The 25,851-nt window shown below is 61.3% G+C and carries 24 protein-coding genes; 11 read left to right on the top strand and 13 right to left on the bottom strand.

The window, feature by feature from the left end; translation table 11 throughout:
• Positions 1-383 precede the first annotated feature (383 nt).
• Positions 384-1,130, bottom strand: coding sequence for an HvfC family RiPP maturation protein (locus tag BLU01_RS24335; RefSeq protein WP_092280260.1), 747 nt, complete (start codon positions 1,128-1,130; stop codon positions 384-386).
• Positions 1,123-1,962: an HvfB family MNIO-type RiPP peptide maturase gene (locus tag BLU01_RS24330; RefSeq protein ID WP_092280258.1), complete on the bottom strand. Its 840-nt coding sequence runs from the start codon at positions 1,960-1,962 to the stop codon at positions 1,123-1,125. Before BLU01_RS24330 ends, BLU01_RS24335 begins: the two co-directional genes overlap by 8 nt.
• 228 nt (positions 1,963-2,190) lie before the next feature.
• Here BLU01_RS24330 and BLU01_RS24325 point away from each other — a divergent pair, with 228 nt between their 5' ends.
• Positions 2,191-3,033: an NAD-dependent protein deacetylase gene (locus BLU01_RS24325; RefSeq protein ID WP_092280256.1), complete on the top strand. Its 843-nt coding sequence runs from the start codon at positions 2,191-2,193 to the stop codon at positions 3,031-3,033.
• Positions 3,034-3,148: 115 nt separating this feature from the next.
• On the opposite strand, the gene BLU01_RS24320 is transcribed toward BLU01_RS24325, so the two are convergent.
• Entirely contained in the window at positions 3,149-4,051 is a 903-nt protein-coding gene (locus tag BLU01_RS24320; protein WP_092280254.1) for a LysR family transcriptional regulator, read from the bottom strand.
• 309 nt (positions 4,052-4,360) lie between these two features.
• Between BLU01_RS24320 and BLU01_RS24315 the strand changes: the two genes are divergently transcribed.
• Genes BLU01_RS24315 through BLU01_RS24305 form a run of 3 tightly spaced genes read left to right on the top strand, consistent with a single transcriptional unit; the run spans position 4,361 to position 6,954 of the window.
• Complete coding sequence (locus BLU01_RS24315) at positions 4,361-5,059, top strand: CoA transferase subunit A (protein ID WP_092280252.1); 699 nt, start codon at positions 4,361-4,363, stop codon at positions 5,057-5,059.
• Positions 5,060-5,095: 36 nt separating this feature from the next.
• The gene (locus BLU01_RS24310) at positions 5,096-5,761 is read left to right on the top strand and encodes a CoA transferase subunit B (RefSeq protein WP_092280250.1); all 666 of its coding nucleotides are present in this window, start codon (positions 5,096-5,098) and stop codon (positions 5,759-5,761) included.
• Between the two features lie 11 nt (positions 5,762-5,772).
• On the top strand, positions 5,773-6,954 hold the full coding sequence (locus tag BLU01_RS24305) for an acetyl-CoA C-acetyltransferase (RefSeq protein ID WP_092280248.1): 1,182 nt from the start codon (positions 5,773-5,775) through the stop codon (positions 6,952-6,954).
• Between the two features lie 50 nt (positions 6,955-7,004).
• On the opposite strand, the gene BLU01_RS24300 is transcribed toward BLU01_RS24305, so the two are convergent.
• From BLU01_RS24300 to BLU01_RS24290, 3 genes are all read right to left on the bottom strand, one after another.
• Positions 7,005-8,324, bottom strand: a complete 1,320-nt coding sequence (locus tag BLU01_RS24300; RefSeq protein ID WP_092281734.1) for an Nramp family divalent metal transporter — start codon at positions 8,322-8,324, stop codon at positions 7,005-7,007.
• Between the two features lie 119 nt (positions 8,325-8,443).
• A complete protein-coding gene (locus tag BLU01_RS24295; protein ID WP_231987110.1) occupies positions 8,444-9,013 on the bottom strand; it encodes a DUF3833 domain-containing protein in 570 nt (189 codons plus the stop codon).
• A gap of 10 nt (positions 9,014-9,023) precedes the next feature.
• Positions 9,024-9,557 carry a chalcone isomerase family protein gene (locus BLU01_RS24290; protein ID WP_092280246.1) on the bottom strand — a complete coding sequence of 178 codons (534 nt, stop codon included), beginning with the start codon at positions 9,555-9,557 and terminating at the stop codon, positions 9,024-9,026.
• Between the two features lie 162 nt (positions 9,558-9,719).
• On the opposite strand from BLU01_RS24290, the gene BLU01_RS24285 reads away from it, so the two are divergent.
• Positions 9,720-10,484 (top strand): hypothetical protein, encoded by a 765-nt coding sequence (locus BLU01_RS24285; RefSeq protein ID WP_092280244.1) that lies wholly within the window; start codon positions 9,720-9,722, stop codon positions 10,482-10,484.
• Positions 10,485-10,568: 84 nt separating this feature from the next.
• Entirely contained in the window at positions 10,569-11,129 is a 561-nt protein-coding gene (locus BLU01_RS24280; RefSeq protein WP_092280242.1) for a DcrB/PsbP domain-containing protein, read from the top strand.
• 11 nt (positions 11,130-11,140) lie between these two features.
• On the opposite strand, the gene BLU01_RS24275 is transcribed toward BLU01_RS24280, so the two are convergent.
• The 3 genes from BLU01_RS24275 to BLU01_RS24265 form a co-directional block, all read right to left on the bottom strand.
• Positions 11,141-11,863, bottom strand: coding sequence for an alpha/beta hydrolase (locus tag BLU01_RS24275; RefSeq protein ID WP_092280240.1), 723 nt, complete (start codon positions 11,861-11,863; stop codon positions 11,141-11,143).
• Positions 11,864-12,038: 175 nt separating this feature from the next.
• The gene (locus BLU01_RS24270; RefSeq protein ID WP_092280238.1) at positions 12,039-13,151 is read right to left on the bottom strand and encodes a succinylglutamate desuccinylase/aspartoacylase family protein; all 1,113 of its coding nucleotides are present in this window, start codon (positions 13,149-13,151) and stop codon (positions 12,039-12,041) included.
• A 195-nt stretch (positions 13,152-13,346) separates the two neighbouring features.
• Complete coding sequence (locus BLU01_RS24265; protein ID WP_092280236.1) at positions 13,347-14,153, bottom strand: class I SAM-dependent methyltransferase; 807 nt, start codon at positions 14,151-14,153, stop codon at positions 13,347-13,349.
• A gap of 176 nt (positions 14,154-14,329) precedes the next feature.
• Between BLU01_RS24265 and BLU01_RS24260 the strand changes: the two genes are divergently transcribed.
• Positions 14,330-14,716 carry a hypothetical protein gene (locus BLU01_RS24260; protein ID WP_092280234.1) on the top strand — a complete coding sequence of 129 codons (387 nt, stop codon included), beginning with the start codon at positions 14,330-14,332 and terminating at the stop codon, positions 14,714-14,716.
• 3 nt (positions 14,717-14,719) lie between these two features.
• On the opposite strand, the gene BLU01_RS24255 is transcribed toward BLU01_RS24260, so the two are convergent.
• The 4 genes from BLU01_RS24255 to BLU01_RS24240 all read right to left on the bottom strand — a co-directional run bounded on the left by BLU01_RS24255 (position 14,720) and on the right by BLU01_RS24240 (position 20,160).
• The gene (locus BLU01_RS24255; RefSeq protein ID WP_092280232.1) at positions 14,720-15,262 is read right to left on the bottom strand and encodes a hypothetical protein; all 543 of its coding nucleotides are present in this window, start codon (positions 15,260-15,262) and stop codon (positions 14,720-14,722) included.
• A 120-nt stretch (positions 15,263-15,382) separates the two neighbouring features.
• Positions 15,383-16,807 carry a sigma-54-dependent transcriptional regulator gene (locus BLU01_RS24250; RefSeq protein WP_092280230.1) on the bottom strand — a complete coding sequence of 475 codons (1,425 nt, stop codon included), beginning with the start codon at positions 16,805-16,807 and terminating at the stop codon, positions 15,383-15,385.
• Complete coding sequence (locus tag BLU01_RS24245; RefSeq protein WP_092280228.1) at positions 16,776-18,269, bottom strand: ATP-binding protein; 1,494 nt, start codon at positions 18,267-18,269, stop codon at positions 16,776-16,778. Before BLU01_RS24245 ends, BLU01_RS24250 begins: the two co-directional genes overlap by 32 nt.
• A 442-nt stretch (positions 18,270-18,711) precedes the next feature.
• Positions 18,712-20,160 (bottom strand): sensor histidine kinase, encoded by a 1,449-nt coding sequence (locus BLU01_RS24240; protein WP_092280226.1) that lies wholly within the window; start codon positions 20,158-20,160, stop codon positions 18,712-18,714.
• 804 nt (positions 20,161-20,964) lie between these two features.
• Between BLU01_RS24240 and BLU01_RS24235 the strand changes: the two genes are divergently transcribed.
• The 4 genes from BLU01_RS24235 (at position 20,965) to BLU01_RS24220 (ending at position 25,836) form a co-directional block, all read left to right on the top strand.
• On the top strand, positions 20,965-21,474 hold the full coding sequence (locus BLU01_RS24235) for an antitoxin Xre/MbcA/ParS toxin-binding domain-containing protein (RefSeq protein WP_092280224.1): 510 nt from the start codon (positions 20,965-20,967) through the stop codon (positions 21,472-21,474).
• Positions 21,471-21,959 (top strand): RES family NAD+ phosphorylase, encoded by a 489-nt coding sequence (locus BLU01_RS24230; protein WP_092280222.1) that lies wholly within the window; start codon positions 21,471-21,473, stop codon positions 21,957-21,959. The genes BLU01_RS24235 and BLU01_RS24230 overlap by 4 nt, the downstream gene beginning before the upstream one ends.
• A 248-nt stretch (positions 21,960-22,207) precedes the next feature.
• A complete protein-coding gene (locus tag BLU01_RS24225) occupies positions 22,208-23,554 on the top strand; it encodes a hypothetical protein (protein ID WP_092280219.1) in 1,347 nt (448 codons plus the stop codon).
• A gap of 35 nt (positions 23,555-23,589) precedes the next feature.
• Complete coding sequence (locus BLU01_RS24220) at positions 23,590-25,836, top strand: Ig-like domain-containing protein (RefSeq protein ID WP_092280217.1); 2,247 nt, start codon at positions 23,590-23,592, stop codon at positions 25,834-25,836.
• The last annotated feature ends 15 nt before the right edge of the window (positions 25,837-25,851 follow it).

The following is a 25,851-nucleotide window of genomic DNA, read 5'->3' as shown; positions in this document are numbered from 1 at the left end:
CGAGCTTGCTCGCGATGGCGGTGGGTCAGTTGAGATTGATGTTGAATCTGACGGCCCCTTCGCGAGCAAGCTCAGCTCCTACAGGGGGATGTTTGTTGGGTGGGGGATTGGCGTTCGACCGCGATCAATGTAGGAGTGAGCCTGCTCGCGATGGCGGTGGGTCAGCTGAGGTTGATATCAACTGGCACACCGCTTTCGCGAGCAAGCTCAGCTCCTACAGGGGATGTTTGTTGGGTGGGGGATTGGCGTCCGACCGCGATCAATGTGGGAGCGAGCTTGCTCGCGATGGCGGTGGGTCAGTTGAGGTTGATATCAACTGGCACACCGCTTTCGCGAGCAAGCTCAGCTCCTGCAGGTGCGGTGTTGTTGGGTGGAGGTTGTGCTCAGGCGGCCACGCCGAGCACGCCTTGTGCATGCATCTGCTGCAATAACGCCCAGCCGTTTTCCATGAATTCGCTCGACCCGGCAGCGCCCGCCTCTTGCGCCAGCCCTTGCAGTTGCGCCCGGCCATCCAGCGCAGGAAATTCGCCAATGCGCTGCAACAAGCGCCACGCCAGCGGGCTCAATTCGGCGAACTTCACGCTCCAGTCCTCTGCGCGCCGAACCAACAACAACGTCGGCTGATCCGGCGCAGCGTCAGGCTGATAATCCGGGCCTAAAAGCTGCACCGGCCAGGCATACGCCAACGGCCAGGCCAGTGGCGACACCTGCAACGGCCGCTCCAGCATTAATTGCGCGTCGCTGGCCGGCAACGGCTGGTCATCCGCCTGTTGCAGCACCATTTCGACCCATTCGTAATGCGCCAACTCGGCCATGAACGCCGGCCAATCTCCCGGCAATCCACCGGCGATAAACCCGACAAACTCGCGGGCAATTTCGCCAAATTTCGGCGTTTGTGCGCGGTGGTCACGCAAAAAGGCTCGCAGCAGCAACCGCCAATCCTCCTCGCCGAGAATCTTCACCAGCACCGGAAACGTGCCGCTGAGCAACAACGACAAATTGTTGAACACCAGATCGCGGTACACCTGCAGCCGCGCGGCATCCATTTCGGCCGGCGCCGCGCAGTTTTCGGGGTCGCGCAAGTAGCGGGTCAGGGCATTTTGCTGCTGATGCAACGAGGACTTATCCACGGTTCACCTCCGCCGCTTGCAAGCGGCGAATGGTCTGCAACTCGGCGACCAATTCGGAGAACGCCGGGAAGTTGAAGTCGCGCTCCAGCAGCGTCGGTTGCGCACCAAATCGCGCATAAGCCTCGGACAACAGCGACCAGACCACCGGTTTCACCGAAGCGCCGTGGGTGTCGATTTTCAACGTGTCGGATTCGTCGAAATGCCCGGCGACGTGCATGCCCACCACGCGTCCGGCATCGATACCGGCCAAAAATGCCTGCGGGTCAAAACCGTGGTTGATCGAGTTGACGTAGACGTTGTTGACGTCCAGCAGCAGGTCGCAATCGGCCTCGCGCAGTACGGCATTGGTGAAGGCCAGCTCGTCCATCTCCTGCCGGGGTGCGGCGTAATAAGAAACGTTCTCCACCGCCAGCCGCCGTCCGAGAATGTCCTGCGCCTGACGAATGCGCGCGGCAACGTGGTGCACCGCTTCTTCGGTGAATGGCAGCGGCAGCAAGTCGTACAGGTGACCGTCATCGCTGCAGTAACTCAAATGTTCGCTGTACAGCGGCACGTTGAAGTGATCGAGAAAACCGCGCACTTCGTGCAAAAACGCCACGTCCAGCGGCGCCGATCCGCCGAGCGATAAGGACAAACCATGACAGGACAACGGATAGCGTTCGGCCAACGCACGCAACGCCGCGCCGTGGGCACCGCCGATGCCGATCCAGTTTTCCGGCGCGACTTCGAGAAAGTCGAAGTCACCCACCGCCGCGGCCTGAAGGTCGTTGAGCAGACCGCGACGCAGGCCCAGGCCTACGCCGGGTTTGGGGAATAAATAGGCTGTGTGCATGCTGGTGGCCTCCTCTCAGTTGAACAATTTCGGTCAACCGAGTGAATCGCGCGGGTGTATCGGGGCTGTGTTTGAAACGGGCGGCAATCGTCTGCCGCTGTATCCCGAACGAGCGCGTACACACTGCAATACAAACCACCCAACCTCGTAGGAAGACAGAGCAGTTTTCGGGGGATGCGCGCGAAATGCTACGCTGCCAACACTCAAGGCCTACCCGGAGTGTTGAACATGCTCGACAGCCCCATCCGCGAACAGCTCGACCGACTTCAGCAGTTGATGGCCGACCAGCCATTCGCGGTTCTGACCGGTGCCGGCATCAGCACGCCGTCGGGCATTCCGGACTATCGCGACAACCAGGGCGTGCGCCGTGGGCGTCAGCCGATGATGTATCAGGAGTTTCTCGCCGCACCCGAAGCGCGCCGGCGTTACTGGGCGCGGGCGATGCTTGGTTGGCCGCGGGTGCGCGTGGCCAGTCCCAACGCGGCGCACGAGGCGCTGGCCAGTTTGCAGGGTTCGCGGCAGATCGGCGGGTTGATCACGCAGAACGTCGACACGCTGCACGATCAGGCTGGCAGCCACGATGTCATCGAACTCCACGGCAGCCTGCACCGGGTGCTGTGCCTGGATTGCGGCCAGCGCAGCGAACGCGATGCGATTCAGCGCGTGATGGAGGCGCAGAATCCGTACCTGGCGGGCGTCGATGCGGTGCAAGCGCCGGATGGCGATACGCTGCTGGATCCGGCGTTTGAAGCGCGATTCCAGGTGCCCCATTGCCCGCATTGTGGCGCAGCGCGGATGAAGCCGGACGTGGTGTTTTTCGGTGAAAACGTCGCGGCCGTCACGGCGGCGCGGGCGATGGCAGCGGTTGAGGACGCGGCGGGATTGTTGGTGGTGGGTTCTTCGCTGATGGCGTATTCGGCGTTTCGCTTGTGTCGGGCGGTGGTGGATCAGGGCAAACCGCTGATCGCGATCAATCTCGGGAAGACCCGGGCGGACGAGATCTTGCAGATGAAGATTGAAGGTTCGTGCGAGCAACTGCTGCCGCTGCTGGCGCAACACCTCAATTCCTGAGCAAACCCGACCCCTGTGGGAGCGAGCTTGCTCGCGATGGCGTGGTGTCAGGCGCCATCAACGTCGGCTGTGCCGGCGTCTTCGCGAGCAAGCTCGCTCCCACAGGGAAATGCGTTTATCCATCAGATAATCGCTGGCCGAGGTTGGCTTGCTTGAAGATGTCGAACAACGCCTGCGCCGCTGCCGACAGTTCGACCCCCGGTTTGGTCAGCACGCCAATCGCCCGCTCCACCACCGGGTCGCGCAGGGTGATGCAGTGCGCGCCCGACTCCTGCATCTGCCTGACGCACAGTGCTGGCACCGCGCTCACGCCCAAGCCGCTGGCGACCATGCGCCCGACCGTGGCCAGTTGATGGCTTTCAAATTCCACCGGTAACTTCATCCCGCGAGCCTGCAGGTGTTCTTCCAGCATCACCCGCACGGTCGACGGGCGTTGCAGGGTGATGAACGGTTCCTTCAACAACGTTTCCCAGTCGATTTCCGGCCGATCGGCCAGCGGGGAATCCGGCGGCACCACGGCGACAAAGCGGTCGATGTACAACGGCGTAAACTGCAGCGACGTGCTGTGCGCCGGTTCGAACGAAACGCCGAGTTCCACTTGGCGGTCGCGGACCATTTCCAGCACCTGTTCGTTGATCACGTCGTTCACCGTCACGTTGACTTTCGGGTAGCGTGCGCGGAAGGTTTTGAGGATCGGCGGCAGCAGGTTGCCGGCAAACGACGGCATCGCCGCGAGGGTCACGCGACCGCGCTGCAGGGTAAAACGTTGGCGCAGTTCGTCTTCGGCGTTGTCCCAATCGGCGATCAGCCGTCGGGCCAGCGGCACCAGTGATTCACCTTCCGGGGTCAGCGCGACGTTGCGCGTGTTGCGCGTGAACAGGCGGCCACCGAGGCCTTCTTCGAGGGCCTTGATGGTCAGGCTCAACGCCGATTGCGACAGGTGCAAGCGCTCGCAGGCGACGGCGAAGCTCAGGCTCTGCGCCACGGCGAGGAAGGCGCGGATTTGCTTGACGGTCATGGTCGCGTTGCTCCGGTGATGGGCGTGCAAGTTATTTGTAGGAGCATGGCTTGCCCGCGATGGCGTTTTTGACATCGTCTTCGCGAGCAAGCTTTGCTCCTACAGGTTATGAGGCGTCTGTGAAATCGTGTTCGCGAGCACGCTTCGCTCCTGCGGGAGGAATGATATTGATGTAGGGCGCACGGACGTCATTGGTGAGTTTTATCTATCAATCATCCTTAAAAATCAACTTAACAAATGAATCGACCGGCGCGACACTCGGTTGCATTACGGCTAGCCAGCCGCCCATCAAGAATAAAAGAGGTGCATATGGCAGGTTTCGACAAGCGCGTGAGTTCCTACGAGGAAGCTCTGGCAGGTCTTGAAGACGGCATGACCGTGATCGCCGGCGGCTTCGGCCTGTGCGGGATCCCGGAAAACCTCATCGCCGAGATCAAACGCAAAGGCACCCGCGACCTCACCGTGGTTTCCAACAACTGCGGCGTCGACGGTTTTGGCCTCGGCGTGTTGCTGGTCGATCGGCAGATCAGCAAAGTGGTGGCCTCCTACGTCGGCGAGAACAAACTGTTCGAAGACCAACTGCTGAAAGGCGAAATCGAAGTCGTGCTTACCCCGCAAGGCACCCTCGCCGAAAAAATGCGTGCGGGCGGCGCCGGCATCCCGGCGTTCTTTACCGCCACTGGCGTCGGCACTCCGGTCGCCGAAGGCAAGGAAGAACGTGAATTCCACGGTCGCCGTTACATCATGGAAGAGTCGATCACTGGCGATTTCGCCATCGTCAAAGGCTGGAAAGCCGACCATTTCGGCAACGTCATCTATCGCCACACCGCCCAGAACTTCAATCCGCTGGCCGCTACCGCCGGCAAAATCACCGTGGTCGAAGTCGAAGAAATCGTCGAGCCCGGCGAGCTGGACCCGTCGCAGATCCACACCCCTGGCATCTACGTCGACCGGGTCATTTGCGGCACGTTCGAGAAGCGCATCGAACAGCGCACCGTGCGTAAGTGATCCCCTGCCCCCGGACCGAATGAAGGAATAACAACAATGGCACTTTCCCGCGAACAAATGGCTCAGCGCGTCGCCCGCGAAATGCAGGACGGCTTCTACGTCAACCTCGGCATCGGCATTCCGACCCTGGTCGCCAACTACATCCCTGAAGGCATGGAAGTCATGCTGCAATCGGAAAACGGCCTGCTCGGCATGGGCCCGTTTCCGACTGAAGAAACCATCGACGCCGACATGATCAACGCCGGCAAGCAAACCGTGACCGCACGGATCGGCGCGTCGATCTTCTCCTCGGCCGAATCGTTTGCGATGATTCGCGGCGGCCATGTTGACCTGACCGTGCTCGGCGCTTTTGAAGTGGATGTGCAGGGCAACATCGCTTCGTGGATGATCCCCGGCAAGATGGTCAAGGGCATGGGCGGCGCGATGGACCTGGTCGCTGGCGCCGACAACATCATCGTCATCATGACCCACGCGTCGAAGGACGGTGAGTCGAAACTGTTGGCCCAATGCAGCCTGCCGCTGACCGGCGCCGGGTGCATCAAGCGCGTTCTGACCGACCTCGCCTACCTTGAAATCAAGGACGGCGCGTTCATTCTCAAAGAACGCGCGCCGGGTGTCAGCGTCGAAGAAATCGTCGCCAAGACCGCCGGTAAACTGATCGTGCCGGAGCATGTTCCGGAAATGCAATTCGCTGCTCAGTGAGGAATCATTCCATGCAAGACGTCGTTATTGTTGCCGCCACCCGCACCGCCATTGGCAGTTTCCAGGGCGCGTTGGCCGGTGTATCCGCGGTTGATCTGGGCGCGGCGGTGATCCGCCAGTTGCTCGCGCAAACCGGGCTCGACCCGGCGCAGGTCGATGAAGTGATCATGGGCCAGGTGTTGACCGCCGGTGCCGGGCAAAACCCTGCGCGCCAGTCGGCGATCAAGGCTGGTCTGCCGTTTACTGTGCCGGCGATGACCCTGAACAAGGTCTGCGGTTCAGGCCTCAAGGCGTTGCATCTGGCGACCCAGGCAATTCGCTGCGGCGATGCCGAGGTGATCATTGCCGGCGGCCAGGAAAACATGAGCCTGTCCAATTACGTAATGCCCGGCGCGCGCACCGGTCTGCGCATGGGCCACGCGCAAATCGTCGACACGATGATCAGCGACGGTCTGTGGGATGCGTTCAACGATTACCACATGGGCATTACCGCCGAGAACCTTGCCGAGAAGTACAGCCTGACTCGCGAACAGCAAGACGCTTTCGCCGCCGCCTCGCAGCAGAAAGCCTCGGCAGCCATTGAAGCCGGGCGGTTTGTCGATGAGATCACGCCGATCCTGATCCCCCAGCGCAAGGGCGATCCGCTGTCCTTCGCCACCGACGAACAACCCCGCGCCGGCACCACCGCCGAGTCGCTGGGCAAGTTGAAAGCGGCGTTCAAGAAAGACGGTTCGGTCACGGCCGGTAACGCCTCGTCGTTGAACGATGGCGCTGCCGCAGTGATCCTGATGAGCGCCGACAAAGCCAAGTCGCTGGGCCTGCCGGTATTGGCGAAAATCGCTGCTTACGCCAATGCCGGCGTGGACCCGGCGATCATGGGCATCGGCCCGGTGTCGGCAACCCGCCGCTGCCTGAGCAAGGCCGGTTGGTCGATCGAGCAACTGGATTTGATCGAAGCCAACGAAGCCTTCGCCGCGCAATCGCTGGCAGTGGCGAAAGATCTGGAATGGGATCTGGACAAGGTCAACGTCAATGGCGGCGCAATTGCCCTGGGCCACCCGATCGGTGCCTCGGGTTGCCGAGTGCTAGTGACGTTGCTGCACGAAATGATCAAGCGCGACGCCAAAAAAGGCCTCGCCACCCTGTGCATCGGTGGTGGGCAAGGCGTGGCCCTGGCGATCGAACGCGCCTGATCCACCCTGCTCTGATCGTTCCTGCGCTCCGCGTGGGAACGATCAGCAGCTCACGCCGCCAGTTGCAAGATCAGCCACGCATTCGCGGCGCTGATCACGGCAAACAAGCCCCACGCCAGCAGCCGCGTCGGCAGTTTGTTGACGAACGGCCCCATCAGCTTCTGGTCATTGGTCATGCTGATCAGCGGGTACAACGCAAACGGCAACTGCAGGCTCAGCACCACTTGGCTCATCACCAGCAATTTGCCAATCGCGTTATCGCCCATCAGCCATACGCCGATGAACGCCGGGATCAGCGCCAGCCCCCGAGTAATCAGGCGTCGTTGGTAACAAGGAATCCGCAGGTTCAGATACCCCTCCATGATCACCTGGCCGGCAATGGTCCCGGTGAAGGTCGAGCTCTGCCCCGACGCCAGCAGCGCGACGCCGAACAACACGCTGGCCAGCGCCCCGCCCACCAACGGATCGAGCAAGTGATAGGCGTCCTGAATGTCGACCACTTCGCTGTGCCCGGTGCTGTGGAAAGCCGCCGCCGCCAGAATCAGAATCGCCGCGTTGACCAGCAACGCCAGCGCCAGCGAGCCGATGGTGTCGATGCGCGCCAGCTTCACGGCGTCCTGCTTGCTCGCCAAGTCCTTGCCGATCATCCGTGTCTGCACAATCGAGGTGTGCAAATACAGGTTGTGCGGCATCACCGTGGCGCCAAGAATGCCGATCGCGATGTACAGCGGCGCGGCATCGCTGATGGCGGCCAGCGACGGCGTGAAACCTTGGGCGACGTCCGGCCAGTAAGGTTTGATCAGCAGCAATTCGACGAAGAAACACGCGCCGATCGTGCCGACCAGCACCAGCATGATTGCCTCGAGGCGGCGGAAACCACGATTTTGCAGGGCCAGCACCAGCAAGGTGTCGAAGGCGGTCAGCGCAATGCCGGTGGTCAGCGAACAACCCAGCAGCAAATGGAACGCCAGCGCGCAGCCGAGCACTTCGGCGAGGTCGGTGGCGATGATCGAGATTTCCGCGAGCACCCACTGAACCCGCGCGGTGCGAGTGCTGTAGCGCTCCCGCGACAGCTGCGCCAAGTCGCGGCCGGTGGCGATGCCCAGCCGCGAGCACAGGCACTGCACCACCATCCCGGCCAGGCTCGCGAGCAACACCACGAATAACAAACTGTAGCCAAACCGCGACCCGGCTTCGATTGCAGTGGCCCAGTTGCCAGGGTCCATGTAGCCGATCGACACCAGCAACCCCGGGCCGGCGAAGCGCAGCATGCGTTTGAAAAACGTGGCGCTCGGATCGACGGCGACACTGCCGGCGACTTCCGGCGGGCAAAACGGCGCGGTGGCGAGTTTGGGCAAACTGAATTTCACGCGATCATCCATCAACAGAAGCAAAACGCGCAGCTTAGACGTTTCAGTCCAAGCGCCCAAGGGGCAAATGCCCAAGGGGCAAATGCCCCGGTATCAGGCGCCGTGACCGCGCGAATGGCTCAAGTACCCTGCCGACGGAAAAACAGCGTGACCTGACCGACCTCAAAGCCGAACTTGGTCATCGCCGAGCGATTGGCCAAGGTGTTTTCGTCGATCAGATACATCCAGTCATCGAGGTGCACGTCGTAGACCTTGTCATCGACCGGCAGGCTCAGCACGTAACGCCAGTGCAGCGCATTGCCGGCCACCTCGCCGCTGGACTCGCCAACTACATCGCCCGCCGTGCCACGCCAGCGACCGGGGCCGTCGGGGCGCAGGGTCCAGACGCGGGTCTGTTTGGTGCCGTCGCTGTAGGTGAAGTCCTCGTGCATGATCAGATTCTGACCGTCCATGCGGCTATTGATCAGCACATGAAAACGCTTGACGACCTCGCCCGAGCGTTTCTGAAACATGCCCCAGCCGTCGACACGCCCGAGGAAAAACCCCGGCAGATCGAGTTTCGGATTCTCCCCGCTATAGCGCTTTACATCGACGCCACCGCAGCCGGCCAGGCCCAGAAGCGAGCCCAGGCACAGCACCAGCATCAGTTTTTTCAAAAGCATCTTGTCCAGAAGCAGATGTTTCAGCATCACGGCGCTCTCACGGTGGGTTAGTGCCCAGCAACTGCCGGCGCAACTCGGGGTTACGGGTTCTCGGGTCGAGCCAAATCGCAAAAAACGCCTCGGCGAATTGCACGTCCCGCACTTCGTGCTGCAATTGCTGGCCGACAAAGAACTGCGCGCCCTGCCCCGGCAGATACACGCCGGTAATGCGCGTGCCAGCAGCAACATCGACAAACGAGCGTTGCATCTGCGCCTGCCATTCGGCCAATTGCGTGTCGCTCACCGATTTGCCGGACAAGCGCTTGATCTCATCGACGCTGGCCTGCACCAGATCGTCGCGGGAAATCTTGCGTTGATAAATCAGTTCCAGCGCAAACGGCTGATCCATTGCCAGCGGCCGCGTCGTGCTCCACAGCCGGGCGTTGTAGACGTCGAAGCCAAATACCCGAAACTCGCCGCTGCCGATGATCTGCGCGCCGGGCAGGCCTGCTTGCCAATTCGCCAGCGCTGGGGTGGCAAGCAATGCCAGCAGCAACAAGCCGTGATGCAAACGCAATTTGGTTATGTTCATGGTGATCAAGTCATCGTCGGTGCCTGTTAAAAGTTATACACCAATAAACTATTTGTACAACTTTGCGCATTCGAAGTTTTGTATACAAAACACCGCAATCGGTAGAGCAATCCGCCGCACACGGTGCTAACGTGGCCGCTCACTCAGGTCGGAGGTGCGTGCGTGCTGATGCTCAAGCTGTTGGTGATTCCCGGATTTCTGCTGTTGATTTCCCTGGCCGGCAAACGCTGGGGGCCGAGCGTCGCCGGTTGGCTGTCGGGATTGCCAGTGGTGGTCGGGCCGATTCTGTTTTTCCTGGCGATCGAGCAAGGTGAGGTATTCGCCGCGCAGTCGGCCACCGCCGCGTTGTCGGCGATGTTCGCGATGATCGCTTTTTGCGTGACCTACGCCCAAGTCGCGCAACGGGCCAATTGGCCGTGGGCGCTGTCGATTTCGCTGTTAGTGTGGAGCGCGACGGCGGTGCTGCTGTCGGTGATTCCGCCGTCGCTGACGTTCTCGGTCATCGCTGCGGCGACCGCGCTGCTCGCCGCGCCTTACCTGTTTCCGTCGGTTCAGCCGATTGTTGCGGGGGCCAAACCCAAGTCCGACAAACTGTTGCTGCGCATGGTCGCCGGCGCTCTGCTGACGTTGGCCGTGACCTTGCTGGCCAGCACCGTCGGCGAACACTGGAGCGGCTTGCTCGCGGTGTTCCCGGTGTTGGGCAGCGTGATGGCGGTGTTTTCCCAGCAGACCCGCGGCCCGGCGTTCACCGCCGCGTTGCTGCGCGCGACGGCCACCGGCATGTACTCGTTCGCGGCGTTTTGCCTGGTGGCAGCGCTGACCTTGCCCAGCCTTGGCATGAGTGGCTTTGTGCTCGGCGTCGGCGTGTCGGTCGGCATGCTCGGCGTCACCCGGCGCCTGCTGGCGAAACCCGCACCAACCCAATAAACCTCAAACTTTCGGGTCATTGGGCGGATGCGGTATTCCGTGGGATGATTGCGCAACCGCGCGACCATCCCTGGAGAGTTCCGAATGTCATTGATCAGTAAAAAAGCCGTTGTCCTGTTGCTGACGGCGGTCACCAGCCTGGGGGCGTTGAATGCTTACGCCGCCAAGGCCGCCAGCGACGCGCCGCTCAAAGTCTCAATGCTTGCCGGCAAGTTCAGCTTCACCCTGCCTAAAGGCTTCGCCGCCAACCCGCTGCCGCCGGGCGCGACCGGGGCGACCGGCACCATGTACGTCAACGAAACCACGAAAACGGTGATAATCGCCGCCGAAAACAGCCTGCCACCGGGCGTTACCGTCAAGGACAACGACGGCAAATTCCTCGACGAAACCGCCGCCGATTTCGATGTCGCCGAACACAAGGCCCTGCCGGATTTCAACAAGCTCAGCGAAAAGAGCCTGACCCTCAAAGGCACCGGGTTGGGCGTGCGTCAAGTTGACAGCACCGCCACTCAGGGCGGCGGCAAGACCCTCAACTCGACGCTGATGGCGGCTTCCGGCAACAAAATGGCGGTCATCCAGATCATCTCGCGCCCGGCCGACAAAGCCGGTCACGACACACTGGTCAAGCAAATCACCGGCAAATAACGCCCTGCAACTCAGCGATTGAGGCGCTGCAACCAGGCGCTCAAATCCTCAATTTCGCCAGCGCTGATGCTGTGGCCCAGACCTTCGTAGGTATGAAACTCCGGTTTCAGTGACAGGCGCTGCAGCAGGCTGTTGGCGGCGGTGCCATCAACCAGCGGCAAGCGTTGGTCGAGGGTGCCGTGACCGATGAAGATCGCCAGTTTCTGGCGGTTTTCATCCGGTTTCAGCTCGGCTTTGAGCACCGGCAGAATCCGCCCGCTCAGCGCGGCAATCCCGCCGACCGCTTGGGGATGACGCAACCCCACTTCGTACGACATGATCGCGCCCTGACTGAAACCGACCAAAAACACCTTGCTGGCGTCGGTGTGATACTTCTTCGCCGCTTGCGCGATGAAATCCAGCAACAGCTTGCCGCTGGTTTTCAGATCATCTGTTTCACCGTTGTAGGCGCCTTGGCCCTTCTGGCGAAACCACTGATAACTGTCCGGTTCCGAGCCCAACGCGACGGGCGCCTGCACCGACAGGTAATTGTATTGCGCAGGCAGTTCGTCCTTGATGCCGAACAGGTCCTGCTCGTTGCTGCCGTAGCCGTGGAGGAAAATCACCAGCGGCTGATTGTGCGAATCCGGGTTGGCCTGCTCGATGTATTTGAGCGGCAAGTCGTTCTGCAGTGGAGCTTCGGCGTGGGCCGTGGCGCAGGCCACGAGCATCAACAGGGCAAGAAACTTCAGCATAAATCTTCCTTCACAGGGCGCAGGATTTGGCGGACACCCTAACACTTGTGCGGAAGATTTTTGTTGTGGCTGGTGACGCTTTCGCGGGCAAGCCTCGCTCCTGCAAGAGACCGCGATCCTTTGTGGGAGTGAGCCTGCTCGCGATGAGGCCCTGACAGGCAACGCCGCCAGTGAATCAATCGTTAATCAATTTCCCCACCCGAATCGCTTCACGCCCGGCGACTTTCGCCTGCCACGTGCCCGGTTGCGTGTAGCGTCCGCGATCAATCGCGAACAGCACGCCGCTGGTGCCGGCGCGCACGGTGCTGACCCGGTCGTTCAGCGGGTCGACCACTTCAAACAGCGCATCGTCCTGCTCCACCCACTCGCCCGCCTCGCGCAGAAAACTGACCACGCCGTGATGCGGCGCGAACAAATATTCGGTGCCCTCGAACGGCATGCCTTCGCAGCATTCGCCCGGCGCTGCCGGCCAGTCGCCGCTGATAAAACCCTGCTCGGCGAGGAAACCGAGAATCGCTTCGCAATTGGCCTGCGCCTGATCAACCCGCGTGTCGCCCATGCTGCCGAGCTCGAGCGTGGTCGCCAGGTTCGCCGCCGGAATCGCCGCGTGCGGGAAGGCTCGCGCCAGACGCAACCACGGCGTCGAGCAGGATTCGTCGAACGAGCTGCCGCCAGAGTCTTCGCACAACAACGCGACGCCCGCTTGCAAACGCGCGGCCAGCGATTGCCACTGCGGCCAGTGCTGCGGCAGTGCGTAAATATGAATCGCGGCGTCGAAGTCGCAATGCAAATCCAGGGTAATGTCGGCGTCGCAAGCGTGACGCAACAGCAAGCGGTGCATCGCTTGCAGTTGTGAGGACGGTGCAGGCAGAGCGTCGAGCACCTGGCCCATGGTCTGGCGGATCAGCGCGACGTTGGCCGCGACATCATCGCCCAGTTGCGCGCCGATCAACGCGGCGACCGGCTCGCTCAGTTCGACGAACGCGCGGTTGAAATTCTTGCCGCTGCCGAGCTCGAAACGGCCCATGTGCGCGCCTTGCAGATGCTGGTCGAGGCCAATCGGATTGGCGACCGGCACCAACTCGATCACGCCTTGCAATTGGCCTTGGGTTTCGAGCTCGGCGAGGCGCTTTTTCAGCTCCCAAGCAGTGCGCATCCCCGGCAGTTCATCGGCGTGCAGGCTGGCCTGGATGTAAACCTTGCGCGCACCGGCGCCGTAACGAAACACGCTGAGGCTGCGCTCGGTGCCGAGGTGGCTCCAAGGCAATGGATGGTCGATGCGTTGCATGAAAACTCCTGAATCCTGACGACGGTGCAAGCGAGGCGCTGAAGATAGCGTTTAACGGTTGCACAAACCAATAACAAGTTCGGGATTGGCAGAGGTCAGGGAATCTCTGAGCAGAGTTGATCACGTGCAGGAGCGAGGCTTGCCCGGTAAGGCGTCTGTCCGGGCGACGCGGGCGACGCATTCTCCAAAAAAAACTCAACGCTTCACCGCCACCCAGGTAAAACACAACGGCAATTGCGCCGTTTGCTGTTGATATTGGTCGTACAGCGCCTCGCGGTTGGAGTGCGGGTATTCCTTGAAGTGGCTGATCTGTAATCCAGCCGCCATGGCACCGGTGAAAATCGCGCTCAATGTGTGAACAAACCAATACGACGCCGCTGCGGGTTGCTCGACTTTGCCGTCATACACAATTGGCTGATGTTGTACAAACGGCTCGCTGCGAAAGTACGAACTCGCCAGCCGGTGCGGGTCGGCGGCTTCTGGATCGAACATTTCCAGGAACGGGTGAGTTTCATAGATCACCACCGCGCCACCCGGCTTGAGGATTTGCGCGACGTGAGCGAAAAACTCGGCAATGTCCGGCATCCAGTTCAAGACGCCAATGGTGATCAGCGCCAGATCAAACCTTCCGTGCAACGCCGCTGGCAAATGATGAATGTCCGCCTCAATAAACTCGGCGTCATGCGGCGACCGCTCAGCCAGCTCCCGCGCCTGTTGCAAAAACGCCGCAGACTGATCGACCCCCACCACCCGCCGCGCGCCAGCCGCGTAAAGCGACAAACTTTCGCGCCCGTTATTGCAACCCAGTTGCACCACCTCCTTGCCCTCGACGCCCACCTCATCCAGCACTGCGCGCAAGGTGTCGTCGATGCAGCTGAAATCCGCGCGACTGACCTCGTCGAGCAAAACCGGCCAGTCGGGATTGTCTTTGTGGTGCCTTGCGGAGTCATTCCAGGCGTCGCGGTTGCTGGCGATGGCCTGTTGTTTTGTCGGCATGTCCATTGCGTACTCCAGAGCTCTTTTTTATTGACCGGCAAGAGTCTAGATCAGCCGTTGAACCGCCACAGCACAGGTTTGTACGGAGGTTGTAAATCGGCCATCAGCAACGCATCACGTGGCGCCAGCTATAGTTAATGACCTTGGGGAAATGCGGGAAAACCGATTTCGCAGGTGCCGTCATGAAACACACCGATTTAACGCTGCTGTTCATCGCTGTTCTAAGTTCTGTCAACGCTGCGCACGCCGACGATTTGTTCACGCCGATAGAGCGGTCCAGCAGTGAAATACTCTATTACGGCGCCGACCAGCCGTTCGCGAATCCGGCGCCGTTTACCCTGAACGCCGTGCCGCCGCGCGCGTATATTTCTACCGCGCCGCAAGACTTCATTCCGGTCGCCAGCGACCACGTGTTCTACGATTCGCGGTTGCCGACCGTGGCGGACAGCACCGTGCGCGTGTTCATTCGGTCCTACGATGCGCAGCGCGGAATCTACGTCAACGACGAAGTGCTCGACCCGACCTGCCTGCTCGCCTGCCTCGCCCCTCAGGGCCCGGCGCTGCCGTGATGCTCAATCCGACGGCCAGTTATGTCGCAGCGCCGCGCGGCGGTCGATGGCATCGCGCAAGCGGCGCTTCTGACTTTCCCAGACTTCGCTGTCGACCTTTTCCGAACGCATCAGCGCCAACATCGCTTGCTTGGCCTGGAAATATTCCTCGCAGGCATCCTGACGCTTGATCCGCAGCGCCTCGTCCGCGGACATTTCCATTTGCCGCAGCGCGCGGGTGCAGGGGTCGTCCATGACCACGCCCAAGGTCAGTTGAATCCGATGCGGGGCGCGAAATGCCGTCACCGTGCGCAGAATCTCCCGCGCTCGCGCGCAGCCCCACGCCAGCGCTTGGGCCAATGACGGCTGCCCTTCGCGGTCGTGAAACTCTTCTGCCAGCGGCGAGCCGCCGCGGGCATATAACCCGACAAACACCTGCGTCACTTGCGCACGATTGAGCCGCGCCTGGACGTCAATCTGCGTGCCGTCCGGCAATATTTCATCATGATCACGCCCGTGTAATTGGCTGTTGATCCACAGCCAGTACTGCGCACCCCTGCGTCGCATGGACCGTTACTCCGTCAAAGGGAAAAACCAGTCAGGCACACCCTCGGTGGATTTTCCACTGAGCGCCCCCACCTCTCGTCGTCCTCTGACAAACCATCGATCCTCAGTCCATCGGTGCCCTCACCACTGACGCTTGTCCGGCCGCGCGAGGCCGAGTTTTTCGATCCGGTAACGCAGCATGTCGCGGCTCAACCCGAGCAAACGCGCAGATTTGGTGACGTTCCAGTCAGTCTTGTCGAGCATCTTGCGCACCATGTCGCGCTCGACTTCCGGCAAGTTCATCGATTCGACGCCGTTGCACGGCCGCGGTTCGATGTATTGCGGCTCCTGCACCAGCAGCGGTTCATCGACCAGGCTCTGGCAGACGTGCAATTGATGCGCGGCAATGCTGTCGCTTTGCGCCAGCAACACGGTTTGCTCGAGCATGTTGCGCAACTCGCGCACGTTGCCCGGCCAGCTATAACTCAGCAGCAATGCTTGAGCCTGATCGCTGAAATACAAATGCGGTTTGCCGTAACGCTTGCCGTGGATCGCCAGAAAGTGCCGCGCAAGCAGCAATGCGTCGGTTCCTCGGGCGTGCAGGCGCGGGACTTTGATCGAGATAATGCGCAGCCGAAAAAACAGATCACGGCGAAATTTGCCCTGCTGGACCATCTGCTCGAGGTTGCAATTGGTTGCACTGATCACGCGCAGATCGACCTTGCGCTCCTTCACCGAGCCGACCCGGCGGATGGTCCGGTCTTCCAGCAGCTTCAGCAGTTTGGCTTGCAGCAGCAAATCCATTTCGCCGACTTCATCCAGAAACAACGTGCCGCCGTCAGCCGCTTCCACTAGCCCGACGCGACGGTCCTTGGCGTCGGTGAACGCACCTTTCTCGTGACCGAACAACTCGGATTCGACCAGATTTGATGGAATCGACGCGCAATTGAATTCAATAAACGGGCCTTTGGCGCGCGGGCCGTCGAAGTGCAGCGCGCGCGCTACCAGTTCCTTGCCGGTGCCGGTTTCGCCCTCGACCAACACGGGCGGCAGGTCGGTATTGGCCATTCGGCGTTCGGCGTCGAGCAACTGGCCGATGGTGTTTTTCAGGTACTGCATCGGCGCCGATTCGCCGATCAGCGCCTGCACGCCGGACTTCTGCGCTTCGCGCTCCTGATAAAACGACAACGTGCGCTCCATGCGCTCGGTCGCCAGGGCCTTGTCCAGCAGCAGTTTGAGCTCGGGCAGCGCCACCGGTTTGGTCACGTAGTGAAACGCGCCCTCCTTCATCGCCACCACCGCGTCTTCGACGTTGCCGTAACCGGTCATCATGATCACTTTCAGATCCGGCGCGCTGATGCGCAGCTTCTGGATCAAGTCGTGACCGCTCATGCCCGGCAGCGAGTTATCGGTGAGCACCACGTCCGGCACAAACGAGCTCAGTTGCTCCAGTGCATCCTCAGCCGAATGGCAGACCGTCACCTCGAAATCTTTGCGCTCAAGGTAGGTCTGGATGTTTTCGGCGAGGAGTTCGTCATCCTCCACCAGCAATATGCTGCGCTCCATATTCCCCTCCCGTTGCCACTCTGAAATTGAGACAGACGCGGGTTCCTTCCTGCTCCTGGCTGGTCAGTTCGACCGAGCCATGGAAACGTTCCATTATTCGTTTGACCAACGCGAGGCCGACGCCGAGGCCGCCCTGCTTGGTGGTAAAAAACGGTTTGAAAACCATCTGTTGCTGCTGCCGGGTCATGCCTTTGCCGGTGTCGGTCAGGGTCATGCGCAACGCGTCGGGGCGCGGCGAATCAATCTCGATGCTCAACACGCCGCCCGTTGGCATCGCCTCCAGGGCATTGGCGAACAGGCTATTGAGGATCTGCGTGAGCAACACCTGCTGGCTGACCACTGGCGGAAAGCTCTGCGCGGTGAAGCGCACACGAACATTCGAGCGTTTGATCAGCGCCTCGAAAGCGCTCAGGGTGTCGTCGATGGCCAGCACCAGGTCGACGGATTCACAGTCGTTGTTCATCGGCCGCAATGACAGCAACAATTCGCGCACCCAACGCGACATGCGATCGACCTGATTGATGATGTCACCGATGTTCTTCTGCGCGCCGTGGCTGGCGATTTCCTGGGCCAGTTCGGCGCTGGAACGGATGGTCGCCAACGGGTTGCGCAGGCTGTGGGCCACCGCTGAGGACATCTCGCCCAACGCGACAAACGTCTCGTTGGCGATCAATTGTTTTTGCTGACTCTGCAGCAACGTCGCGGCGCGGCGCACGATCCAGAACAGCGCCAGATAAATCGCCGCGCCGCCGAGCAATGTCGCAATCCAGATCGACTTGAAACCGCGCTGAATGCGCTCCACCAGGTCGGTCGGTTCCTTGTAGATTTCGACCATGGCGATCACTTGGCTTTTGTCGGCATTGAACATCGGAATGTAGTTTTCGATGAACAGTGATTGCGGCTCGCGCAGGAGCATTTGCTCGGGCCGTTCCTCGTCGATCTTGTGGTAACTGGCGGACACCGGGACCTTCATTTTGAAGGAATCATCGAGTTCCTCGTCGTCCTCGAAATGCATGCCGATCATCTGCGGGTTGGTCGACCAGGTCACCGTGCGATCGAGGGCAAACACCGTTGCCAGCAATAAGCCCGGCAAGTGCTCGACATGGTCTAGAAACTCGATGCGCGCCGAGGCACGCGTCTGCGCCGGGACGTCGGAATAAGCGTTGTCCTGCCGCGGATCAAGCATCTCGCCCATGGTTCGGTTGCTGTTGATCTTGGCGTGGCGCATCTCGGCATCGCCGATGGCCTGGATGAACTGCGCGGTGAGCAAGGCATCGCGCTCAATGCTTTCGGTGACCACGAAACGCGTGGAAACGTAGCCCAAACCCAGCGCCACCGCCGCGATGAAGAAAAAACTCGCCAGGGAAAACCAGCGCAGCAAATTGAACTGCCCGCTCCGGTGCTCCTGCTCTGCTGCCATCAGGGTCGGCGCAGGTATTTTTTGTTGTTCTGGCATCAGCATGGGCATGTCCTGGGGAAGCTTGCGTGACGACCTTTTGCGGCGGACTACGATCAGTGTAGGTGGCAATACTGAGGATCGAATGGCCAATGATGGTATTTCGCCGCCATTGGGCAGGAAAACCCTGGACGCCGCGCCATTCGGGCTTTTCCAGCCAACGCAGTGCAAGAGAATGCGAAGCGTTGGCGCTTGCGCAGGCTGTCATTAACCGCCGAATCGATCGTCGCGCGGCGTGGGTGCTTGCGAGACATTATCGTGTCCATCGCCAGCCTTCTCGACGTCGTGCCTCGGTACTGCTGATTTGCAATTACCTCGCCATGTCTTTCACCGGCGCTCACTCCTGTTAGGACGCCTGATCAAACAACGGCTTATGACTTTTGGTAGGCGGCTAACGGTGTCGCGGTGGGCAATCACACCCGTTTGTGGGGAACGCTCTTTCCCCGTTTCAGGGCACGAGTTTGAACGACAGGCGCACGCACGTGCCCTCGCCCTCGCGGCTGCCGAGCGCGACGCCGCCGCCGAAGCGTTCCATGATGCGTTTGACCAGCACCAGCCCTACGCCGAGGCCGCCAGTCTTGGTGGTGAAAAACGGCCGGAAGGCCATTTTGCGCTGTTCTTCGCTCATGCCTTTGCCGGTGTCGCTGAGCACCACGCACACGCCGCGCGCATCGGTCGGTTCGAGGGTGATGGTGAGCTTACCGCCCTTGTCCATGGCTTCCAAAGCGTTGGCCATCAGGCTGTTGAGGATTTGCGTGAGTTGCATGTGCTGGCTGAGGACCATCGGCGTCTGCTGCGGGTTGAACTCTACTTTGACCCCGGCGCGGGTAATTTGCTGCTCGAACGCCATCAGGCTGTCGTGGATCGCCGCGACGAGGTTGACCGGCTCGGCATCGTCGTTGAGCGGTCGCAGCGATTGCAGCAATTCGCGGACCCATTTCGACATGCGATCGACCTGACCAATGATGTCGTTGATGTTTTTATGCGCCGGGCCGGCGCCGAGCTCGAGCGCCAGTTCGGCGCTGGAACGGATGGTCGCCAACGGATTGCGCAGGCTGTGGGCGACGGCCGACGACATCTCGCCGAGGGCGACAAAGGTTTCGTTGGTAATCAGCAGTTTTTGTTGCTGCGCCAAGAGGATCGCCGCGCGCCGCACGATCCAGTACAAACCCAGGTAAATCAGGCCGCCGCCGAGTGCCGTGGCCAGCCAGATCAGCACCAGCCCTCGGCCGATGCGGCCGATCAGGTCTTTGGGTTCCTTGTAGATCTCGACCATGGCGGTGACGTTTTTGCCGTCGGCGTCGAACAGCGGGATGTAGTTTTCGATAAAGATGTAATCCGGCGGCGTGATGAATTTCTGCTCCATCCGCCCTTCGTCGATGTCGTGATAACTGGCGGACACCGGCACTTTGTATTCGAACGCGTGGTCGAGGTCTTCGTCGACATGGATGGTGGTGCCAACGAGCGCCGGGTTGGTGGACCAGATCACCCGCCGGTCGGGTGCGTAGATATTAGCGAGCAGCACGTCCGGCAAGTGCGCGATGTGATCAAGAAACTCCCCCCGGGCATTGGCGCGTGCGGCGGGGTCAACGTCGGGGAAATCTTTGTCCTGGCGCGGATCGAGCAGTTCGCCCATGGTCCGCACATTGGGAATCGCCACGTGGCGCACCTCGGCCGAGGCGATCGCCTGAATGAATTGCGAGGTCAGCAGGGCATCGCGCTGCACGCTTTCGGTAATCACAAACTGCGTCGACACCGCCCCCAACGCCACCGCGACCGTGGCAATCACGCCCATGCTGATCAGCGAAAACCAGCGCAGCAGATTGAACGGCTGCTTGCGCGTGCTCAAGCGAACGTCGCCCTCCTCGGGCCGAAGCGTTTGTGCGTGCAGTTTCATGGACGATGACCCAGGCGGTTTCCCTATAGGGTTATAGCCCACAGTTTGGGGTTTGCCCCAATGCGAGCAAGCTAAGGAAATCCCCCCGTCCCGCTGACGAAACATCCTGTGGTGAGGGGGTTTACCCCTGTTGGGCTGCGAAGCGGCCCCAATGAAGCTTACGCGGTTCTTCAGGAAAAACTCGATCGCAGGTTTGGGGGTTGCTGCGCAACCCGACGGCGGTAAACCCCCTCGCCACAGGGTGTTTATTTCGTCAGGGGAATATGAGGGGTCCGGGCAATAGCTAAAGACCTGCGCGACGAATACCGTCACACCAACAAATTCTTATGAGAAGACACAGCCCCCGTGGCGAGGGGGTTTACCCCCGTTGGGCTGCGCAGCGGCCCCAATAAAGCCGTCGCGGTGTGTCAGGAAAAACGCGATCACAGGTTTGGGGGGTTGCTGCGCAACCCAACGGGGGTAAACCCCCTCGCCACAGGTTGTTTATTTCGTCAGGGGAAATTGCGGCGTCGGAGCAGATAGCTAAAAGACATGCACAACGACTGCTGTCAGCCCGACAAAACCCTCATGAAAAAACACAGCCCCCGTGGCGAGGGGGTTTACCCCCGTTGGGCTGCGAAGCAGCCCCAATAAAACTGTCGCGGTTCTTCAGGAAAAACGCGATCACAGGTTTTGGGGCTGCTGCGCAACCCAACGGGCGTCCCCCCCTCGACATCACCACCCATCAAGAAAATCAAAACTCATTTACCGCAACTGCGACATTTGGCGCTATCATCGCGTCAAATGTCGCGAGAGGTCATCAACATGTCCGCAACCAATACCGCAGACACATCAACCGGCGATAAATCCCGCCCCGCAGGCCGGCGGAGCGCCGTAGCCAAAGTCAGCAAAACACCGACGGAAGTCCTGCTGCATGGCCGTAAAAGTGACACCCCACTGGAGATTATTCGCTACACACAAGAAGGTTTCGACTTGAGCGACGTCCGCGAAATGCTCGAAATCTCCGCGCTGTACATGGCCAGCGGTCTGGTCGAACGCATCACCGGTAAATCCGTGAGGACTGTCCAGCGCTTGACCAAAGAGACCGCCACAGTGCGCTTGAATCAGCAGCAAAGTACCGTTGCGTTTCAATACGCACAGACGCTGGAACACGCGATCAACGTGTTCGGCAGTCAGTCATTGGCCGAGGACTGGCTGAAAAAGCCCTGCAAATACCTGGACGGAAACATCCCGTTGTTATTGATCGACAACGCGCTGGGCTACCTGGTGGTCGAGGGTTACCTGACACGGATTGAACACGGGGTTTATCAATGAATGCTTTGCCATGGGACGGCACTTGGCACGCTTGGCGCCTGGATCGCGAGGTATTCAAGGAGTCGTGGGACAGCGGCCTCTGCGCGCAAGCCTCCGGTGGTCGCTGGAACCCGCCCGGGCGCCGGGTCATCTACGCGTCGGCGGACCCCTCGACCGCCATTCTGGAAGTGGCGGTGCATGTCGGCTTCGATACGCTGGACAGGGTCCCGCACGTGCTGACCTGCTTCCAGGTACTCGACCCGTCCACCATTAAAGTCATCCAGCCCGATGATGTGCCAAATCCGAACTGGCTCATTCCCTCCCTGCCCTCGCTCAATCAGCAGCGGTTTGCCGATAATTTTTTGACCGAACATCCCTTCGTGCTGATCCCTTCAGCCGTGACCCGGCACTCGTGGAATCTGCTGGTGAGCTGCGATCTGGCCGCTGAGCAATTCAAGCTTGTGTCCCAGGAACGTTTCGCACTGGACACCCGCCTGATCAAGTAACGGTGAAATCTCCGGTCGGCCAACCCCCACCGGACTTCCCCCATTCCCCACCGCCCCACCGCCCCACCGCCCCCAATCCTGGGGACACTCGCCCGCTTCAATCGTCCTGCCATCAAACCTCTTCGTCCCCGCGTAACCCTGTACCTCGGGCCTTTCCCGGCGATTGCGCGTGTTTGGTATGCAATTTGCGCTAGCCCCCTCAACTGACCCGTCTCCAAGGGGCAGGCACTCCGATAGAGGGATTACTCATGCACCCTTTACTGTCCAAAACCGCGATTGCGCTGGTGGTTACCGCTCAAGCCCTGGGCGTTGCCGAAGCGGCGCTGTTCGCTGTTGATCCAGGCCCTTATCTGCCAGCCAACGGCTCGTTTGCCGCCTGGTATCAGGACACCCACGGCCGAACGCTCGACCTGTGCCTGTCCAAAGCCGTCAGTTCGCGGGTGCCCGGTGCGCCGGGCGCGCCGACTTACATGTGCAACCTGCTGCCGGCGCCGGGCGTGTTTGACGACGCGCAACCGGTGGTCTTCCCGACCAACTTCCCCGACGAAGCCTTCTGGTTCACCGCCGATGCGACCATCGTCGATGCTGCACGCGGCATTGACCTGTCGTTCGGCACGGCCATCGAAGCGGCGTTCGCCGCGGAAGAACCGGTCGAGGGTGACCAGATCAGTTTCGCCCGTGTGCGCATTCGCATCGACGTGCCCACCGCCGGCACCTATGTCGTCACCCATCCTTACGGGGTCGACGTGTTTGACGTTCCGGTGCCGGGGCGGCGGGCGATCAACATGACGCGCGACATCGGCATCGGCGTACCGAAAACCTACGACGGCGCACTGCGGGGCGACGTCGGGCCGTTCTTGCGCAGCGCCAATGGCCCGTACACCGAGACCAATCCAGTGACCGGCGCGGCCGAGCAATTCATCGGTGATCCGAACATCGAGGAAGCCGTCACCGGCAGCCCGTTCAACACCAACTTCGTGCGCATCGAAGGACCGAACGGCCTCGACCTGCGGACCACGCTGTTTGCGATTTCCGGCAAGTTGTCGACGGTGGTGCGGCCGACGCCAATGATCACCCAGCGCAGCACTTACTCACGCAAGGCCGGTGAAAGCGCCCCTGTGGCGCAGCAGGACATCTTCGTCATGGCGCCACCGCCGCCCGCCACCGCCGTGGTGTCCAGCAGCAGACCGTTGCTGAACATGAGCGAAGCCAACACCACCGGCAACTGGTACGCGCAATCGGCGCTCAACCCGAGCTTGCCGAGCAGCGTGCAGGTGACCGCCGACAACTCGCTGGCGATCCCGACCAGCACGCCGACCACCTTGTCGATGACGCTCACCGACCTGGTGGTCATCCAGCGCGCCGAGTACAGCCTGAGCTCCGGGCAACTGACGCTCGTGGCTTCGACCAGCGATGAAACCTCGCCGCCGGTGCTCACCGCGACCTCCGCCAGCGGGGCCGCAATTGGCGCGCTGAGTGGCGAAGGTGCGGTGAAAACCCTGGCCACCGGGATCTCGCCGATTCCACCGTCCAGGGTTCGGGTGACGTCATCCAATGGCGGCAGCGATACCGAAGAAGTGGTCATCGTGCAATGAACGCTCACATGCGCAGATCCTCATCAGGAGGCATCATGAACAATTGGCCACGCCTGGCGCTCAACGCCCTGGGACTGACTTTATCGCTGTCCGGCAGCGCTTTCGCCCAACTCGCCGCTGTCGATCCCGGCCCTCATACCTTTGCCACGGGGAAATTCCCCATGTGGTATCAGGACAACAATCAACTGTCGATGGAGCTGTGCCAGTCGCGCGCCGCGAGCTCGCGAGTGCCGGCCACCACGCCGCCGTCGTACATGTGTTTGCTCGGCGCGGAACCGGGCGTTTATGACGATGCCCAGCCGATGGTGTTCCCGGACAACTGGCCAGGCGAAGCCTTCTGGTTCGTCGCCGAAACGGCCATCCCGCAAGTCGGCAACAGCGGTTATGAACTGGAAGTGTACGTCGCCGCCATCGAAGCGGCGTTCGGTGGCGAAGCCGTGGTCGATGGCGACCAAGTGTCCTTCGCGCGGATTCGCCTGCGCATCTCGGTGCCGACCGCCGGGGTCTACACCGTCACCCACCCGTACGGCGTGGAAACGGTCAACGTCACCACGCCGGGCCGCCGCGCGATCAACATCACCCGCGACATCGGCATTGGCGCACCGGGCAATTTCAGCGGCGCGCTCAACGGCGACATCGGTCCGTTCCTGCGCAGCGTCAACGGCCCTTACACCGAAGTGAACCCGGACACCGGCGCGGTGGACACCTTCGTCGGCGACCCGAACCTCAACGAGCCGGTGACCGGCAGCCCCAACAACACCAACTTCGTGCGCATTCAGGGCCCGGCCGGGACGATCCAGACCAACCTGTTCACGGTGTCCGGCAAAGTCCTCGACAACCGCGCGCAAACGGACGTCGAAATCGACCGCGCCACCTATCGCCGCACGTCCTCGGGCACGGGCAACAGCACGCGCGTCGAGGTCTTTGGCAAATCGGCCAACAGCTCCAGCCTGTGCTTCCGCGAAACCGTGGCGCTGGTGGTCGGACCGCCGCCGTCACCGTGCCTGATCAACATGACCGGCGACAACAGCGGCCTGTTCTTCGCCCAGCGGCTGTTCAACGGTCCGGTGCCTCCGGTGGTGGTCGTGACCGCGACCAATCCGACCGGCACCACCCGGCCCACCGCGGTATCGAGCAAAGTCACCGACGTGGTGAAAGTGCAGACCGCTCGTTATAACTGGGCCAACCACAGCCTGCTGATCGAAGCCTCGTCGAGTGACGAAGTGGTGGTCCCGGACATGGTCGCGCAGGGTTACGGACGGCTGTCGAAGTCCGGCACGCTGCAACGCCTGACGGTTGCTGATCTGCTGCAGCCACCGGCCACCGTGACGATCAAATCTGCCGCGGGCGGCAGTGACACCGAGCCTGTCGTGGTGGTCGGCGCGGCGCCGAATACTGGCGAGAACGAAGCGCCACTGGCGGTCGCCGATAGCGGCAGCACCAGTTTCGGTGTGCCGATCACCCTCAACCTGCTGGCCAACGACAGCGACCCGGACGGCAACACGCCGCTGAGCATCACCGCGCTGACCCAACCGGCCGCCGGCCAGGGCACCGTGGCATTAAGCGGCAGCACCGCGGTGGTTTACACCCCGCCAGCCGTGGTCAATGCCCCGCTGACCACGACCTTCACCTACAAGGCTCAAGACGTCAAAGGCCTGGCCTCGAGCGCTGCGGCGACCGTGACCATCACTGTGGCGCCGAACCAGTCGCCGGTGGCCGTCGCCGACAGCATCGCGACGCTCGGCGTGGCGATCCCGATCAACGTGTTGGCTAACGACACCGATCCGGAAGGCAACGTACCGCTGGCCGTCGCCAGCCTGACCCAACCAGCGGCCGGTCGCGGCACCGTCAGCACTGACGGCAGCGTGATTACGTACACGCCGCCAGCCACGGTCACCACGGCGTTCACCACGACCTTCAGCTACATCGCCAGGGACGCTTTCGGCGCGCTGTCGACACCGGCGACGGTCACGGTGCAAGTCTCGCCACGCCCTGCTGCGGAAAACTTCGCAGTCACCGCGGCGACGGTCCAGGCCCGTTCCAACAACCGCTTCAATTGGGACTTCACCGGCACCTCCTCGGTGACCACCGGCAACACCATCACCGTTCAAGTGACCACCCCGACCGGGCTGGTGACATTGGGCACCACCACGGTGCCGGTGACCGGTCGCTGGCGGCTGACGGTGAGCAACAGCACCACGGTGATCCCGTCGGCCAACCCGACTGCGACCATCCGCTCGTCCCAAGGCACGCAACGCACGGTCAACGTCACCGTGCAATAAGCCCCCGCCCCACTG

Source organism: Pseudomonas prosekii (genome assembly GCF_900105155.1).
Taxonomy (GTDB): Bacteria; Pseudomonadota; Gammaproteobacteria; order Pseudomonadales; family Pseudomonadaceae; genus Aquipseudomonas; species Aquipseudomonas prosekii.
Note: the sequence above shows the minus strand (reverse complement) of the source record. Positions and strands in the feature narration are given on the sequence as shown.

Bases quoted from the DNA above. Each gene is read 5' to 3' on its own strand.
- BLU01_RS24270 (WP_092280238.1), bottom strand. From the start codon at position 13,151: ATGCAACGCATCGACCATCCATTGCCTTGGAGCCACCTCGGCACCGAG.
- BLU01_RS24325 (WP_092280256.1), top strand. From the start codon at position 2,191: ATGCTCGACAGCCCCATCCGCGAACAGCTCGACCGACTTCAGCAGTTG.
- BLU01_RS24255 (WP_092280232.1), bottom strand. From the start codon at position 15,262: ATGCGACGCAGGGGTGCGCAGTACTGGCTGTGGATCAACAGCCAATTA.
- BLU01_RS24330 (WP_092280258.1), bottom strand. From the start codon at position 1,962: ATGCACACAGCCTATTTATTCCCCAAACCCGGCGTAGGCCTGGGCCTG.
- BLU01_RS24250 (WP_092280230.1), bottom strand. From the start codon at position 16,807: ATGGAGCGCAGCATATTGCTGGTGGAGGATGACGAACTCCTCGCCGAA.
- BLU01_RS24240 (WP_092280226.1), bottom strand. From the start codon at position 20,160: ATGAAACTGCACGCACAAACGCTTCGGCCCGAGGAGGGCGACGTTCGC.
- BLU01_RS24235 (WP_092280224.1), top strand. From the start codon at position 20,965: ATGTCCGCAACCAATACCGCAGACACATCAACCGGCGATAAATCCCGC.
- BLU01_RS24225 (WP_092280219.1), top strand. From the start codon at position 22,208: ATGCACCCTTTACTGTCCAAAACCGCGATTGCGCTGGTGGTTACCGCT.
- BLU01_RS24260 (WP_092280234.1), top strand. From the start codon at position 14,330: ATGAAACACACCGATTTAACGCTGCTGTTCATCGCTGTTCTAAGTTCT.
- BLU01_RS24220 (WP_092280217.1), top strand. From the start codon at position 23,590: ATGAACAATTGGCCACGCCTGGCGCTCAACGCCCTGGGACTGACTTTA.
- BLU01_RS24275 (WP_092280240.1), bottom strand. From the start codon at position 11,863: ATGCTGAAGTTTCTTGCCCTGTTGATGCTCGTGGCCTGCGCCACGGCC.
- BLU01_RS24320 (WP_092280254.1), bottom strand. From the start codon at position 4,051: ATGACCGTCAAGCAAATCCGCGCCTTCCTCGCCGTGGCGCAGAGCCTG.
- BLU01_RS24290 (WP_092280246.1), bottom strand. From the start codon at position 9,557: ATGAACATAACCAAATTGCGTTTGCATCACGGCTTGTTGCTGCTGGCA.
- BLU01_RS24245 (WP_092280228.1), bottom strand. From the start codon at position 18,269: ATGCTGATGCCAGAACAACAAAAAATACCTGCGCCGACCCTGATGGCA.
- BLU01_RS24265 (WP_092280236.1), bottom strand. From the start codon at position 14,153: ATGGACATGCCGACAAAACAACAGGCCATCGCCAGCAACCGCGACGCC.
- BLU01_RS24230 (WP_092280222.1), top strand. From the start codon at position 21,471: ATGAATGCTTTGCCATGGGACGGCACTTGGCACGCTTGGCGCCTGGAT.
- BLU01_RS24295 (WP_231987110.1), bottom strand. From the start codon at position 9,013: ATGCTGAAACATCTGCTTCTGGACAAGATGCTTTTGAAAAAACTGATG.
- BLU01_RS24315 (WP_092280252.1), top strand. From the start codon at position 4,361: ATGGCAGGTTTCGACAAGCGCGTGAGTTCCTACGAGGAAGCTCTGGCA.
- BLU01_RS24305 (WP_092280248.1), top strand. From the start codon at position 5,773: ATGCAAGACGTCGTTATTGTTGCCGCCACCCGCACCGCCATTGGCAGT.
- BLU01_RS24280 (WP_092280242.1), top strand. From the start codon at position 10,569: ATGTCATTGATCAGTAAAAAAGCCGTTGTCCTGTTGCTGACGGCGGTC.
- BLU01_RS24310 (WP_092280250.1), top strand. From the start codon at position 5,096: ATGGCACTTTCCCGCGAACAAATGGCTCAGCGCGTCGCCCGCGAAATG.